Raw genomic sequence first — 14,485 nt, forward strand, 5'->3', positions numbered from 1 at the left:
GGGGGTTGTCCCCAGGCAAGCACAGCACGGGGACCAACGGCTGCGGCCCCGGTGCCGTACCTCACATCGGAGGCCGGGCGCCGGGGCCGCAGATCAGCGCAGACCTACGCCTTCCACTTCTCCCACGACATGTTCCACCCGTTCAGGCCGTTCTCGGGAGCGACGGTCGCGTCCTTGGAGTTCTTCACGACCACCACGTCACCGATCATCGAGTGGTTGAAGAACCACGCCGCCGGCGTACCGCCGTCGTACGCCCCCTTGACATCGCGCAGGCCGACGCAGCCATGGCTGGCGTTGTAGTTGCCGAAGGCGTCGCCGCCCCAGTAGTTGCCGTGGATGAAGGTGCCGGAGTCGGTGAGGCGGATGGCGTGGGGGACGTCGTCGATGTCGTACTCGCCGTCGTAGCCGACCGTGTCGCCGTTCATGCGGGTCTCGACGAACTTCTCGGTCATGACCATCTGGCCGTTCCAGGTGTCGTACCCGGGCTTGCCGGTGGTGACGGGGAGGGTCTTGACGACCTTGCCGTCCTGCATGACCTTCATCTTCTTGGTCTTCACGTCGACGACCGAGACCTGGTCGCGGCCGATGGTGAAGGAGACCGTCTTGGTCTGCTCGCCGTAGACACCGGGACGGCCCTCGACTCCGTCGAGGTTGAGGGCGACGGTGACCTTGGTGCCTTCCTTCCAGTACTTCTCGGGACGGAAGTCGAGGCGGTCGTTGCCGAACCAGTGGCCCGCGACCTCGACGGCCGGCTCCGTCTTGATCGTGATCGCCTTCTCGACGTCCTCGGGGTTGGTGATGCCCCGGGTGAAGCGGAGGGAGAACGGCATTCCGACGCCGACCTTGGAGCCGTCCTCGGGCCTGAAGTTGCCGATGAAGGTGTTCTTCGGGGTCAGGGTGGTGAAGTCGGCCTCCTTGGTGGCCTCCAGCCCCTCGGAGTCCTTGGCGACCGCGTGCACGCTGTACTTCGTGGCGGCGGCGAGGTGCGTGGACGGCGTCCAGGTGGCGCCGTCGCCGGATATCTTTCCGGCTATCGCCTTGCCCTTGGTGTCCTTGACCTCGACGGCCGTCAGCCGGCCCTTGGCCGCAGTGACCTTCAGCGCGCCGCTGGTGTCGACGGACTTGGCGCCGTCCCCCGGGGCTATGGTCACGACGGCCTGCGACTTCTTGGCCTCCGCGGTGGAGGAGTCGTCGCCCTTCCCGCCACCGGCCCCCGAGCCCGCTCCGCCGCCCCCGCCGCACGCGGCGACGCCGAGCAGCAGAACGGCAGCCAGTGCCGACAGCCCCTTGGTCCTGCGCCCCCGCGCGTCAACCGACGCCCCCGATATCGGCCGCACGTTCAAGTTGTTCTCCCCTCCCCGGGTCCCGGCCTCCGTCGGCCTGGTCGGACCCGCTCCCCCGCGCGTTCACCACGCGCACCGGCGCATATTAACCACAAGGTCACCTGCGTCGGCCCGCGCGATTGTCACCGTTCCGTTCCAACATCGGCGGATAGCCGGTTGATCGGGTGACTCACCCCCCTGTCCGGCAACTCACTCCTCTGTCCAGTTACTTCACCGCACTCCCCGCCTTCCACTCCTTCCAGCCCATATTCCATCCTCCGAGGCCATTGTCGGGAGCGACCTTTTTGTCGTTGCTGCGGACGACTTCGACGACGTCCCCGATCAGGCTGCGGTCGAAGAACCAGCCCGCGGGCGTCTCGGAGCCGCCGCCCTTGACGTCCCGGAGTCCCACGCAGCCGTGGCTGACGTTGGTGTGGCCGAAGATGTCGCTGTCCGCCCAGTAGTTGCCGTGCAGGAAGGTGCCGGAGTCGGTGAGGCGCATGGCGTGCGGGACGTCGGGGATGTCGTACTCGCCCTTGCCGTCCTTCTTCCTGAAGCCGACCGTGGCGCCGTTCATCCGGGTCAGTTCGAGCATCTCGGTGACGACCATCTTCCCGTTGTAGGTGGTCATCTTCGGTGCTCCGGCCGTGATCGGCACGGTGGCGAGCAGCTCACCGTCGCGCCGGACCTGCATGGTGTGGCGGACCGCGTCGACGAGGGAGACCTGGTGGCGGCCGACGGTGAAGGAGAACGTCTTGTCCTGCAACCCGTACACCCCGGGCGCCCCTTCGAGGTCCCGCAGACGCAGCGCGACGGTGACCCGGGTGCCGGGCTTCCAGTAGTGCCGGGGGCGGAAGTCGAGGCGGGACCGGCCGAACCAGTGCGGGCGGATCTCCACGGCCGGCTCGGCGGTGACCCGGACGGCGCGTTCGACGGCGGCGCGGTGCTCGATCTCCCGGTTGAACTCCAGGGAGACGATCATTCCGGTGCCGACGGTGGAGCGGTGTTCGGGGGTGACGTATCCGATGAACCGCTTGTCGGGGACGTACGTGGTGAAGGTCGTGTGGCGTGCGCTGCGGCGCCCGTGCCCGTCGAGGGCCACGGCGTCGACCGTGTACCGGGCGGCCAGCGCGAGCCCGGGGTCGTCGGGCTCCCAGCGCAGGCCGTCCTCGGTGATGTGTCCGGGGACCGGGGATTCCTCCGCGTCCTGGGACTTGACGACCTTCACCGACTCCAGGCGCCCGCTGAGCACACGGACGAGCAGCCCGTCGTCCGGGCGTGCGCCCTTGGTGCCGTCGTCGGGAGTGACCCGGATGACGTCCTCGGGGGCCGGCCCTTTGCCCAGCATCTGGTCGATGCCGGCGCCGTCCGAAGTGCAGCCGGCCGCCCCGGCCAGCAGTCCTGCCCATGTCAGTACGGCGGCCAACACGGCCCCCGCGCGCCGCGCGCGCCCTTGTACGTGCCTCACGAAGACCCCAACGACCGGGGTGGCCCTGGGGAAACGTGAGTGCGAGCGTCGCGGTGGGCAGAACATGTGGGAGGACGACGCGACGGGGAGCCGCGGACCGGGACACCGTGGGCTCTGTTTCCCCATGCGTGTGGTCCCTGAGCCGTGGGAGGCCGACAGGTGTCGAGCGCAGCCGAGCAGGAGGCGGTGACCGCCGCGGTCGCCGCTGAGGAGGGGCGCCCGGCCGCCGTCGTGAACGGCGCGCAGCGCAAGGCCCCCGCGGTGCCCGTGTGGCCGGGTGCGCCCATGCCGCTGGGCGCCCGCTTCCGGGTCGGCCCGGACGGGGTGGCGGGCACCAACTTCGCGCTGTGGGCGGGCGGGGCCGAGGCGGTCGAGCTGTGCCTGTTCGACGAGCGGGGGAAAGAGACGCGGGCCAAGCTGACCGAACTGACGCACGAGATCTGGCACGGGTTCGTGCCGGGTGTGATGCCGGGTCAGCGCTACGGCTACCGGGTGCACGGCCGCTGGGACCCGTGGACCGGCGGCCGCTGGAACCCGGCGAAGCTGCTCCTCGACCCGTACGCGCGCGCGGTGGACGGCGACTTCAGCCTGCCGCCCGAGGTGTACGGCCATGTCCGCGACTGGCCCCAGCAGCACGTCGCGGACACCGTGCGCGACGACCGTGACTCGGCGCCGTACGTCCCGAAGGGCGTGGTCGTCCACGACGACGCCCCGGACGACGAGTGGATGGACGACCGCCGGCCGAAGACGCCGTGGGCCGACTCGGTGATCTACGAGGTGCATGTACGGGGCTTCACCAAGCTGCACCCGGGGATTCCGGAGGAACTGCGCGGGACGTACGCCGGTCTCGCGCATCCCGCGGCGATCGAGCACCTAGTCGAGCTGGGTGTGACGGCCGTGGAGCTGCTCCCGGTCCATCAGTTCGCCCACGAGGACCATCTGCTGCGCAAGGGCCTGCGCAACTACTGGGGCTACAACTCCATCGGCTACTTCGCCCCGCACGCCGCCTACTCCGCCTCCGGTACGACCGGTCAGCAGGTCGGCGAGTTCAAGCGCATGGTCCACGCGCTGCACGCGGCCGGGATCGAGGTCATCCTCGACGTCGTCTACAACCACACGGCGGAGGCGGGCGAGCTGGGCCCGACGCTGTCGCTGAAGGGCATCGACAACCGGGGGTACTACCGGTTGCAGTCGGACGCACGCCGGTACGCGGACTACACGGGCTGCGGCAACACGCTGCACGTCGTCCAGCCGCACGTCCTGCGGCTCATCACCGACTCGCTGCGCTACTGGGTGACGGAGATGGGCGTGGACGGCTTCCGCTTCGACCTGGCGGCGGCGCTGGCCCGCTCCATGCACGACGTCGACATGTTGTCGCCGTTCCTGGCGGTGATCGCGCAGGATCCGGTGTTGCGGCGGGTGAAGCTGATCGCCGAGCCGTGGGACGTGGGGTCGGGCGGCTATCAGGTGGGCGCCTTCCCGCCGCTGTGGACGGAGTGGAACGACCGCTACCGCAACGCCATACGGGACTACTGGCGGGGCGCGCTGCCGGACGTCCGGGATCTGGGGTACCGGCTGTCAGGGTCCAGCGACCTGTACGCGTGGGGAGGCCGCCGCCCGTACGCCTCGGTCAACTTCGTGACCGCGCACGACGGTTTCACACTGCGGGACCTGGTGTCGTACGAGCGCAAGCACAACGAGGCGAACGGCGAGGGCAACCGGGACGGCTCGAACGACAACCGGTCGTGGAACTGCGGCACCGAGGGAGAGACGGACGACGAGCGTGTACGGGCCCTCAGGCGCCGCCAGCTGCGGAACCTGCTGACCACCTTGTTGCTGTCGACGGGCGTGCCGATGCTGGTCGCGGGCGACGAACTGGGGCGGACGCAGCGCGGCAACAACAACGCGTACTGCCAGGACAACGAGATCAGCTGGCTGGACTGGGGGCTGCTGGAGGAGCCCGGCTGGAAGGCGCTGTTCGACCTGACGTCCCGGCTGATCGAGCTGCGGCACCGGCACCCGGTGCTGCGCCGCCGTGCCTTCTTCTCCGGGCGGGCGCACTCGGCCGACGGGCTGCGGGACCTGGCCTGGTTCACCGCGCGGGGCACGGAGATGACCGAAGGGGACTGGTACGCGCCGGCCGCCACGCTCGGCATGTATCTGTCCGGGCGGGACATCCCGGGCCGCGACGAGCGCGGGGCGCCGATCCTCGACGACAGCTTCCTGGCCGTACTGCACGCCGGGGACGAGCCGGTGAGCTTCGAGCTGCCGGGGCCGCCGTGGGCGGAGCGGTACGAGGTGGTCGTCGACACGTCGCGGGAGGAGCAGGGGGAGGCGCCGGGCGTGCGGCACGACGCGGGGGCGGCGATCACGGTGCCGGCGCGGGCGGTGCTGTTGCTGAGGGTGGCCGGCTGACGGGCGTCCTGGCCGGACCGCTCAGCCGAGGATGCCCCGCTCGTACGCCGTCGCGACCGCCGCCGCCCGGTCGTTGACGCCCAACTTGGCGTACAGATGGGTGAGGTGGGTCTTGACGGTCGCCTCGCTGATGAAGAGCTCGCGGGCGATCTCGCGGTTGGACGTGCCCTTGGCGACCAGGGCCAGGACCTCGCGCTCGCGGGCGGAGAGGGGCTCGTTGCCGGTGGCCCGGGGCGCGCGTACGGCGGAGACCAGGCGCGAGGCGACGGCCGGGGAGAGAACCGTGCGCCCCTGGGCCGCGGCGCGGACCGCGGTGAACAACTCGTCGCGGTGGGCGTCTTTGAGCAGGTAGCCCGTGGCACCCGCCTCGATCGCGGGAAGCGTCTCGGAGTCGGTGTCGTAGGTGGTCAGGACGAGGACCTTGGCGCGGGCTCCACGGCGGGTGAGCTCCGCGATCGCGGCCACGCCGCCGCCACCCGGCATGCGCAGGTCCATGAGGATCACATCGGGGTCGAGGGCCGCGGCCCGCTCCAGGGCCTCCTCGCCGTTCGACGCCTCGCCGAGCACCTCGAATCCGGGCGCGGACTCGAACATGCCGCGCAGGCCGTCCCGAACGACGGGATGGTCGTCGACGATCAGCAGGGAGACGGACACCTCGTCACTCATGGCGTACCAACGGTACGCGAGCCGACAGGGCCGTGCCGCGTCCCGGTTCGGACTCGACGGTGAGGCAGCCCGCGATGCGCTCGGCGCGGGCGCGCATGCCCGGGAGGCCGAAGCCGCCGGTGCGGGAGCGTTCGGGGACGGCGAGCGCGTCGAAACCCCGGCCGTCGTCGCGGATGTCGAGGATCACGTCGTCGCCGAGGAAGGAGAGGGTGACGCCCACGCGGGTCGCCCGGGCGTGGCGGGAGGCGTTGGAGAGGGCCTCCTGGGCGATCCGCAGCAGCGTCGCCGAGACCTCGTCGTGGAGGTGTTCCGCCGTTCCCGTGACCGTGAACTCGGCACGTACGCCGGTCCGCCCGGCCCATTCGGCGACCGTGCTCTTCAGGGCCTCGGGCAGTCCGTCGTGCTCCAGGGCCACGGGGGCGAGGTTGTGCACCGAGCGGCGGGCCTCGCCGAGGCTGTGGCGGGCGAGGTCGGCGGCGCGGTCGAGGTGGGTGCGGGCCGTGGGCAGATCGGGGGCGTTCGCGACGACCTGGAGCTGGGCGATGATCCCGGTCAGGCCCTGGGCGATCGTGTCGTGGATCTCGGCGGCGAGCCGCCGGCGCTCGTCGGCGACGCCCGCTTCCCGTGCCTGGACGAGGAGTTGGGCGTGAAGGGCGGCATTCTCGTCGAGCGCCTGCTGCAACGCCGTGTTGGTGCGCTCGAGTTCGGCGATGGTTTCGGCGCGGGCGCGAGAGCGTGCCTCTTGCTGCGCCATGACGTGGCTGACGACAAGCAGGATCGCGTTGTTGACCACCAGCAGCCCGGCGAACACCGCCCACTGCACGGGGTCCTTGAACGGCAGCCCGCCGGCCTGCGAGGCCGAGACGGGGATCGAGCAGGCGAACGGGCCGAGCCGCCAAAGGCGCTTCCCGGGGAGCAACTCGTCGGCGTCGAAGTAGCCGGTGACCGCGTAGAAGGCGAAGAACCCGTTCAGCCAGGTGAGCGCGAAGCCGATCGCCCAGCGTACGGCGAAGTACACCGCGCCGGCGGTGGACGGGCCCGGGCGCGCGCGACGCGCCCGGCCCCAACCCAGCTGGAGTCCGAAACCCGCAGCGACCAGGACCGCGACCGCGTTCCGCTCCGCCACGGTCGGCGTCAGTTCAGCCGTGACGGCCGCCATCAGCGTGGCGAACGCGAGCAGCACGTACGGCCCTCGGCTGTGGATCAGTTCCCAGCGCCGCTCGACGTCCATTTCCCCCGCGGTCATGTCCCCAGTCTGCACGGCCGCTCGCCTACTCCCAACGGAACCAGCGCGACGCTGCGGCCGTCAGCAGGACCGTCCAGACGGCGAGGACGGCCAGGTGGTCGCCACCGGGCCAGTCGCCCGACGCCGCCTGGTTCAGCGCCTGTGCGGCCGCCCCGAACGGCGTCCAGCCGACGATCCTGGCCAGCACGTCCGGCATGGCCTGCACCGGAATCCACACCCCCGCGCAGAACATCGCCGGGAAGAACACGGCGGATCCGACGGCCCCGGCGATCTTCGTCGTCCGGGACAGCGCACAGACCACGGCGCCCAGCGCGAGGGCGGCGAGGACGGTCAGGACCAGGGCGAGGAGGTAGCCGAGGGGCTGCTCGGGCAGTCGTACGTCGAAGGCGAGCCGGCCGACGGCGAGGGCCAGCAGTGCGGAGACCACGGCGGCGCCGCCGTACACCAGCATCTGGGCGGTCAGCAGCGCCGACGGACGGACCGGCGTGGTGGACATCCGGCGCAGGATGCCGCGCTCGCGGTAGCCGGTGAGGGTCTGCGGCATGGCTTGGAGGCCGCTCACGATCAGGCCGAGCAGGACGGCCACGGGGACGTAGATGTCGATGGTCCGCAGGCCGCCGAGGTCCGCCTCGTGGTCCCGGAAGGACGGAATCGAGCCGAGGATCACCAGCAGCAGGGTCGGGAACAGCAGGATCCAGAACAGGCTGCCGGGTTCGCGGCGGAAGAGCCGCAGCTCGGTCTTCAGCACGGCGGTGTTCATGCGGTCGCCTCCTCGGTCAGGTCCAGGAACGCGTCGTCGAGGGTGGCGTCCGTGACGCGGAGCTGGCGGGCGGTGACGTGGGTGCGGGCCAGCAGCGTGATCACGGCGTTGACGGTCTCGTCGGTGCCGGAGAGGGTGACGCGGCCTTCCTTGTGCTCCACGGAGGCGAGCGCGGGCAGGGCGTTCAGGTCACGGTCGTCCAGCGGGGCGGACGGCGTGAAGCTGATGACGGTGGCGCCCGCGGAGCGGCGGATCAGTCCGGCCGGGGTGTCCAGGGCGGCGACCCGTCCCTTGTCGATCACCGCGATCCGGTCGCACAGCCGCTGCGCCTCCTCCATGAAGTGGGTGACGAGCAGGACGGTGACACCGCCCGCCCGGACGTCCTCGATGAGTTCCCAGGTGTCGCGGCGGGCGCGTGGATCGAGGCCGGTGGTCAGCTCGTCGAGTACGACGATACGGGGGTTGCCGATGAGGGCGAGGGCGATGAACAGGCGCTGTTTCTGCCCGCCGGACAGCTTCGCGAACCTGGTGGTGAGCTTGGCGGTCAGGCCCAGGCGCTCGGCGAGCGGACGCCAGTCCGGCGCGCCGGGGTAGAAGGCGGCGTACAGCTGCAGGGCCTCGCGGACGGTGAGTTTGGGTTGCAGCTCGCTCTGCTGGAGCTGGGCGCCGAGCACGCGTGACACGCGCGCGTGGTCGGCGACCGGGTCAAGGCCGGCGATGCGGACGCGGCCGGCGTCGGGGACGCGCAGACCCTCGACGCACTCGACGGTGGTGGTCTTGCCGGCGCCGTTCGGGCCGAGGATGCCGAAGATCTCGCCCTCGTCGACGGTGAAGGAGACACCGCCGACGACGGTGCGGCCGCCGTAGGACTTACGCAGGTCGGTGACTTCGATGACGGACATGACAGCAGGGTCGCGGCGGGGCCGGGGCCGGCACATCGGCCGTTGCGCTCGAAGGCACATCGACCGATCGGTCGATGGCGCCGTACGACCCCTCGAACACGCAGGTCGTAGGACCAGCGCCCGACCGCGGACCGGCCAAAACTCGGTGGGCAGTGTCAGTGGCGATCCGTAGGCTCGCTGCTGATGGTGACGACACGTGCAACCGCCGAGGACAGGTCCGACCGATCCGCCGTGGTGACGCTGCTGCGTCTGTGGCCGTATGTGCGGCCGGTGCGTTTGCGGTTGTTCACCGCCGCGTTCGTGGCGATCGTCGCCTCGTGTCTGTCGCTGGTCATTCCGCTCGTGCTGAAGTGGATGGTGGACGGGCCCGTCGCCGACCGGGATCCGGCCGGGGTGTGGCTCGGGGCGCTGTTCCTGCTGCTGTTCGGGGTCGCGGAGGCGCTGCTGTTCGGGCTGCGGCGGTGGCTGGTGGCGCGGCCGCTGGCGGGGGTCGAGGCGGCGATGCGGGCGGATCTGTACGGTCGTCTGCAGCGGCTGCCGGTGGCGTTCCACGACCGGTGGGCGTCGGGGCAGTTGCTGTCGCGGGGCACGACCGATCTGATGCTGCTGCGCATGTTCCTCGCCTTTCCGCTGACGTTCCTGCTGGTCAACGGGGTGACGATCCTTGTCGGCGTCATCATCATGCTGCTCCAGGACTGGACGCTGGGGCTGGTGATCCTGGTCCCGGCCGTGCCCGTGATCGTCACCTGCGTGATCTTCGAGAAGCGGTACGCCACGGTGGCGCGCCGCGCGCAGGACCAGGTGGGCGATCTGACGACGGTCGTCGAGGAGAGCGTGCTCGGCATCCGGATCATCAAGGGGTTCGGGCGGCACCGCAGTCAGGCACGGGCGTTCCGGGACCTGTCACGGACGCTGCGGGGGACCGAACTGCGCAAGGCCCGGCTGCTGGCGACCATCTGGGGCGTCATCGTGGCGCTGCCGGAGATGGCGATCGGGGCGGCGCTGGTGCTGGGTGCGGTGCAGGTGGCGGACGGGGGTCTGTCGGCGGGGACGCTGGTGGCGTTCCTGTCGACGGCGCTCGCCCTTCGGTGGCCGGTGGACTCGATCGGCTTCCTGCTGGCGATGAGCCAGGAGGCGGCGACGGCCACGGAGCGGTACTTCGAGGTGATGGATGCGGTTCCTGAGGAGCCGTCGGGGTCGGGTGCGGGGGCGTTGGTGCGGGCCGGGGGTGGGTCGCGCGACTCGGCGCTACGAGGTGCCGCCCTTCTGTGGGTCGGGAGCCGCCCCAGCGGCACGACTGCCCGCGGCTTGACGGAGTCGGCTGCCGCAGCGAGCGGGTCGCAGGGCAGCGGGCTTCGGTTTCACGGCGTCTCGTTCCGGTATCCCGATGCCCCCGACGACTCACCCCCGATCCTCAACCACATAGACCTCCACATCCGCCCCGGCGAATCCATGGCCCTCGTAGGAGCGACCGGCAGCGGCAAGACGACCCTCACCGCCCTCGTCCCCCGCCTCCACGAGGTGACGTCCGGGAGGATCACGCTGGACGGCGAGGACATCGCCGAGATGCCCAGAGACTCGCTGCGCGAACTCGTCGCTGTCGCCTTCGAGGAACCCACCCTGTTCTCGGCCAGCGTCGCGGACAACGTTCTGATGGGGGCCGCGGAGGGCGCGGGAGAGCCCGAGTTGGAGCGGGCGCTCGCCGTCGCGCAGGCCGGCTTCGCGCACTCCCTGCCGCACGGGACCGGGACGCAGGTCGGCGAGCAGGGGCTCAGCCTCTCCGGCGGGCAGCGGCAGCGGCTGGCGCTCGCGCGGGCCGTGGTCGGCCGGCCGAGGTTCCTCGTGCTGGACGACCCCCTGTCCGCCCTCGACGTGCACACCGAGGCCGCCGTCGAGGCCGCCCTGCGGGAGGTGCTCGCGGAGACCACCGCGCTCATCGTGGCCCACCGCCCGTCCACGGTGCTGCTCGCGGATCGCGTCGCCCTGCTCTCCGGCGGCCGTATCGCGGCCGTCGGCACGCATCACGAACTGCTGCGCACGAACACCGAGTACGCCCACCTCATGGCCGGAACCGAGGAGGCCGACCGATGACGGCGACCACCACCACCGCACCGGACAAGGCGCAGCCGGCCGAGGAACCCCCCACGCCGGGTGACCCCTTCGACCGCGACGTCCTGCCCACTCCCCCGGGCGCCACCACGGCCCTCCTGCGCTCCCTGCTCGCCCCGATGAAGGCCCGCGTCGCCCTGACCACCCTCCTGCTGCTCCTCCAGCAGGCGGCCGTGCAGACGGGCCCGCTGCTGGTGGCGTACGCCATCGACACGGCCGTACCGGCGTTCCGGCGCGACGACCTCGGCCCGCTGATCGCCGTGGCCGCCGGCTATCTGCTGTGCGCGCTGGCCTCCGGCGGCCTGCAGTACGGGTTCATCCTCGTCTCCGCCCGCGTCAACCAGGACGTGCTGCTCGACCTGCGCGGCCGTATCTTCCGCCATGCCCAGGCCCTGAGCATCGACTTCCACGAGCGCTACACCTCGGGCCGGCTGATCTCCCGCTCCACCACGGACGTGGAGTCCCTGCGCGAGCTGCTCGACGAGGGCCTGCAGGAACTCGTCACCGTCATCCTGTCCTTCGTCTCCATCTCGGCGATGCTGCTGTGGCTGGACCTCGGGCTCGGCGCGGTCGCCGTGGCCTCCTTCGGGCCGCTGTATCTCCTCGTACGGCTCTACCGGCGGCGTGCCGCGCGCGTGTACACCGTGCGGTCCACCGCCATCGCGGCCGTGATCGTCAAGTTCGTCGAGACGATGAACGGCATCCGCCCGGTGCGCGCCTTCCGGCGCGAGGCGGCCAACGACGCCGACTTCGCCGTACTCAACAAGCGGCACGAGCGGACGAACGGCGACGCGCTGCTGGAGATGGCCCGTTACGTCGTCGGCTCCCGCCTCGTCGCCAACACCGCCGTCGCGGGGATCGTGCTGTGGGGCGCCTACCGGGTCGCCGGCGGCACGCTGGCTCTCGGTGTGCTGGCGGCCGCGGTGCTGTATCTGCGGCGGCTGTACGACCCGATCGACCGGCTCGGCATGTTCCTCAACTCGTACCAGTCGGCGGCGGCCTCCCTGGAGAAGATCGCCGGGCTGCTGGCCCAGACGCCGTCCGTCCCCGAGCCGCGGGCCCCCCGGCAGCTGCCGCCGCTCGGGAGCGAGCACCCCGGCCGCGAGGTCGTCTTCGACGCCGTCCGGTTCGCTTACCGCACCGGCGGCGAGGTGCTGCCCCGCTTCGACCTCACGATCCCGGCCGGGCAGACGGTCGCGGTCGTCGGCTCGACCGGCGCGGGCAAGTCGACCCTGGCCAAGCTGCTCGCCCGCTTCTACGACCCCTCCGACGGCCGGGTCCTGCTGGACGGCGTCGACCTGCGCGAGCTGCCGGTGGCCGAACTGCGGCGCGGGGTGGTGATGGTGACGCAGGAGGCGTTCCTGTTCTCCGGCACGGTCGCCGAGAACATCGCCATCGGCCGGCCCGACGCCACCCGCGAGGAGATCGAGCAGGCGGCGAAGGCCATCGGCGCGCACGACTTCATCAGCTCGCTCCCCGACGGTTACGACACCGACGTACGCAAGCGGGGCGGCCGTATCTCCGCCGGGCAGCGCCAACTGGTCGCGTTCGCCCGGGCGTTGCTCGCCGACCCGGCCGTGCTCATCCTCGACGAGGCGACCAGCTCCCTCGACATCCCCGGCGAACGGGCCGTGCAGCGCGCGATGTCGACGGTGCTGCACGGGCGTACGGCCGTCGTCATCGCCCACCGGCTCTCCACGGTCGAGATCGCGGACCGGGTCCTGGTCATGGAGCACGGCCGGATCGTCGAGGACGGCACTCCGGCCGAACTCGTCGCGGGGACGGGCAGGTTCGCGGACCTGCACCGGGCGTGGCGGGACAGTCTGGCATGACCGTGACGTGACAGACCGGCGAGACCGTCCAGGGGGACGACAGGTGATCGACGCGTACGAGGATCCGGGCACGCCCGACTGCCGGGGTGGCTGGCGGTATCTGCTGTGGCTGGTGCTGCGGCAGCCGTGGCGGTCGGCCGCGGGCGCCCTGCTGGGCAGCGTGTGGATGGTGCTGCTCGCGGCGACGCCCCTGCTGATGGCCCGGGCCGTGGACGAGGGCCTGGAGAAGGACGACATGGGCGCCCTCGCCCTGTGGACGGGGCTGCTGGTCGTGGTCGGGGCGTTCAACGCGTGGCTGAGCATCATGCGGCACCGCACGATGACCCGGGTGCGGATGGACGCCAACTTCCGCACGGTCAAGGTCGTCGTCGGCCAGGCGGTACGGCTCGGGGCCGCGCTGCCACGGCAGGTCAAGGCCGGGGAGATCGTGACGATCGGCGTGGGCGACGTGCAGCAGATCGCCTCCGCGCTCACAGTGATCGGTCCGGGGGTCGGCGCGATCGCCGCCTACCTCGCGGTCTCCGGCCTGCTGCTGACCGTCTCCGTCGAGCTCACCGTGGTGGTGCTGCTCGGGATGCCCATGATCGCCCTGCTCGTCGGGCCGCTGATGCGCCGTCTGCAGGGCACGGAGGCGGAGTACCGGGAGCGCCAGGGCGTCCTGACGGCCCGGATCGGCGACCTCGCGGGCGGCCTGCGCGTCCTCAACGGCCTCGGCGGAAAGGGCCTGGTCGCCGACGCCTTCCGCCGCGACTCGGCCCGCCTGCGCGAGCAGGGCTACCGGGTCGGCTCGGTGACCAGCTGGATGCAGGCCGTCGGCGTGGGACTGCCGACGCTGTACCTCGCGGTGGTGACCTGGATGGCGGCCCGCATGGCGGCCCAGGGGACCATCACGGTAGGCGAGTTGGTGTCGGTCTACGGCTATGTCGCGGTCCTCGTCCGCCCGGTGTCGTACTTCGTGGACTGGGGCTACCAGCTCGGCCGGGGCGTGGTGGCCGCACGCCGCGTCGTACGGCTGCTGCGCCTGGAGCCGGAACCGGACACGGGCACGCGCGAGGCCCCCGCCGAGCCGTCGGTGCTGTACGACCCGGAGTCCGGCGTACGGCTGCTCCCGGGCCGCCTGACCGCACTGGCCGCCGCCGTGCCGACGGACGCCGTGGCCGTGGTGGACCGCCTCGGCCGCTACACCCCTTCAGCGGCGACCTGGGGCGGCGTACCCCTGGCCGACATCGCGTTGCCGCAGCTCAGGGCGCGCATCCTGGTCGCCGACCACGAGGCGGACCTGTTCGCGGGCACGCTGCGGGAGCTGGTCTGCGGGCACTGGGGCCCCGATGGCCGCAGCGAGGCGGAGATCGCCCGGGCCGTCCACACAGCGGTCGCCGAGGACATCGTCCGCGGCCTCCCCGACGGCCTCGACACCCCCATCGACGCCCAGGGCCGCAACCTCTCCGGGGGCCAGCGCCAGCGCATCCGCCTGGTCCGCGCCCTGCTGGCCGACCCCGAGGTCCTGCTGGCCGTGGAGCCGACGTCGGCCCTGGACGCGCACACGGAGGCAAGGGTCGCCGAACGCCTGCGCACAGCCCGCCGGGGCCGCACGACGGTCGTAACCACCACGTCCCCCCTGGTCCTGGACCAGGCGGACACAGTCCACTTCTTGGTCGACGGCAAGGTGGCGGCCACGGGCACCCACCGCGAACTGCTGGACGGGGAGCCCGGATACCGGTCTTTGGTGGCGCGGGACGAGGACGCCGAGGAGGTTGTGAGGTGA

General features: G+C 71.5%; 10 protein-coding genes. 4 read left to right on the forward strand and 6 right to left on the reverse strand.

All coding sequences use genetic code 11. The annotated features are described in order from the left end of the window. Positions 1–104: 104 nt before the first annotated feature. Together ACIBU0_RS28200 and ACIBU0_RS28205 are read right to left on the reverse strand one after the other, a co-directional pair. The gene (locus ACIBU0_RS28200) at positions 105–1,343 is read right to left on the reverse strand and encodes an Ig-like domain-containing protein (protein ID WP_398823754.1); all 1,239 of its coding nucleotides are present in this window, start codon (positions 1,341–1,343) and stop codon (positions 105–107) included. A 205-nt stretch (positions 1,344–1,548) separates the two neighbouring features. After that, the gene (locus tag ACIBU0_RS28205) at positions 1,549–2,790 is read right to left on the reverse strand and encodes an Ig-like domain-containing protein (RefSeq protein ID WP_398823757.1); all 1,242 of its coding nucleotides are present in this window, start codon (positions 2,788–2,790) and stop codon (positions 1,549–1,551) included. 159 nt (positions 2,791–2,949) lie between these two features. Between ACIBU0_RS28205 and glgX the strand changes: the two genes are divergently transcribed. Next, positions 2,950–5,205: a glycogen debranching protein GlgX gene (gene glgX, locus ACIBU0_RS28210; protein WP_398823760.1), complete on the forward strand. Its 2,256-nt coding sequence runs from the start codon at positions 2,950–2,952 to the stop codon at positions 5,203–5,205. A 21-nt stretch (positions 5,206–5,226) separates the two neighbouring features. Here the strand turns inward: glgX and ACIBU0_RS28215 are convergent, their stop codons facing one another. Genes ACIBU0_RS28215 through ACIBU0_RS28230 form a run of 4 tightly spaced genes read right to left on the reverse strand, consistent with a single transcriptional unit; the run spans position 5,227 to position 8,779 of the window. Then, positions 5,227–5,871 (reverse strand): response regulator, encoded by a 645-nt coding sequence (locus ACIBU0_RS28215; protein WP_398823764.1) that lies wholly within the window; start codon positions 5,869–5,871, stop codon positions 5,227–5,229. Continuing rightward, entirely contained in the window at positions 5,864–7,117 is a 1,254-nt protein-coding gene (locus ACIBU0_RS28220; protein ID WP_398823767.1) for a sensor histidine kinase, read from the reverse strand. The genes ACIBU0_RS28215 and ACIBU0_RS28220 overlap by 8 nt, the downstream gene beginning before the upstream one ends. 25 nt (positions 7,118–7,142) lie before the next feature. Further along, positions 7,143–7,877, reverse strand: a complete 735-nt coding sequence (locus ACIBU0_RS28225; RefSeq protein WP_398823771.1) for an ABC transporter permease — start codon at positions 7,875–7,877, stop codon at positions 7,143–7,145. Then, positions 7,874–8,779: an ABC transporter ATP-binding protein gene (locus ACIBU0_RS28230; RefSeq protein ID WP_398823774.1), complete on the reverse strand. Its 906-nt coding sequence runs from the start codon at positions 8,777–8,779 to the stop codon at positions 7,874–7,876. The genes ACIBU0_RS28225 and ACIBU0_RS28230 overlap by 4 nt, the downstream gene beginning before the upstream one ends. Positions 8,780–8,962: 183 nt before the next feature. Between ACIBU0_RS28230 and ACIBU0_RS28235 the strand changes: the two genes are divergently transcribed. Genes ACIBU0_RS28235 through ACIBU0_RS28245 form a run of 3 tightly spaced genes read left to right on the forward strand, consistent with a single transcriptional unit; the run spans position 8,963 to position 14,485 of the window. Continuing rightward, complete coding sequence (locus ACIBU0_RS28235) at positions 8,963–10,870, forward strand: ABC transporter ATP-binding protein (protein WP_398823777.1); 1,908 nt, start codon at positions 8,963–8,965, stop codon at positions 10,868–10,870. Further along, positions 10,867–12,720: an ABC transporter ATP-binding protein gene (locus ACIBU0_RS28240; protein ID WP_398823780.1), complete on the forward strand. Its 1,854-nt coding sequence runs from the start codon at positions 10,867–10,869 to the stop codon at positions 12,718–12,720. The genes ACIBU0_RS28235 and ACIBU0_RS28240 overlap by 4 nt, the downstream gene beginning before the upstream one ends. Before the next feature lie 43 nt (positions 12,721–12,763). Next, the gene (locus tag ACIBU0_RS28245; RefSeq protein ID WP_398823783.1) at positions 12,764–14,485 is read left to right on the forward strand and encodes an ABC transporter ATP-binding protein; all 1,722 of its coding nucleotides are present in this window, start codon (positions 12,764–12,766) and stop codon (positions 14,483–14,485) included.

This window comes from Streptomyces sp. NPDC049627 (assembly GCF_044465645.1).
Classification (GTDB): domain Bacteria; phylum Actinomycetota; class Actinomycetes; order Streptomycetales; family Streptomycetaceae; genus Streptomyces.

Bases quoted from the DNA above. Each gene is read 5' to 3' on its own strand.
- ACIBU0_RS28215 (WP_398823764.1), bottom strand. From the start codon at position 5,871: ATGAGTGACGAGGTGTCCGTCTCCCTGCTGATCGTCGACGACCATCCC.
- ACIBU0_RS28230 (WP_398823774.1), bottom strand. From the start codon at position 8,779: ATGTCCGTCATCGAAGTCACCGACCTGCGTAAGTCCTACGGCGGCCGC.
- ACIBU0_RS28240 (WP_398823780.1), top strand. From the start codon at position 10,867: ATGACGGCGACCACCACCACCGCACCGGACAAGGCGCAGCCGGCCGAG.
- ACIBU0_RS28220 (WP_398823767.1), bottom strand. From the start codon at position 7,117: ATGACCGCGGGGGAAATGGACGTCGAGCGGCGCTGGGAACTGATCCAC.
- ACIBU0_RS28225 (WP_398823771.1), bottom strand. From the start codon at position 7,877: ATGAACACCGCCGTGCTGAAGACCGAGCTGCGGCTCTTCCGCCGCGAA.
- ACIBU0_RS28235 (WP_398823777.1), top strand. From the start codon at position 8,963: ATGGTGACGACACGTGCAACCGCCGAGGACAGGTCCGACCGATCCGCC.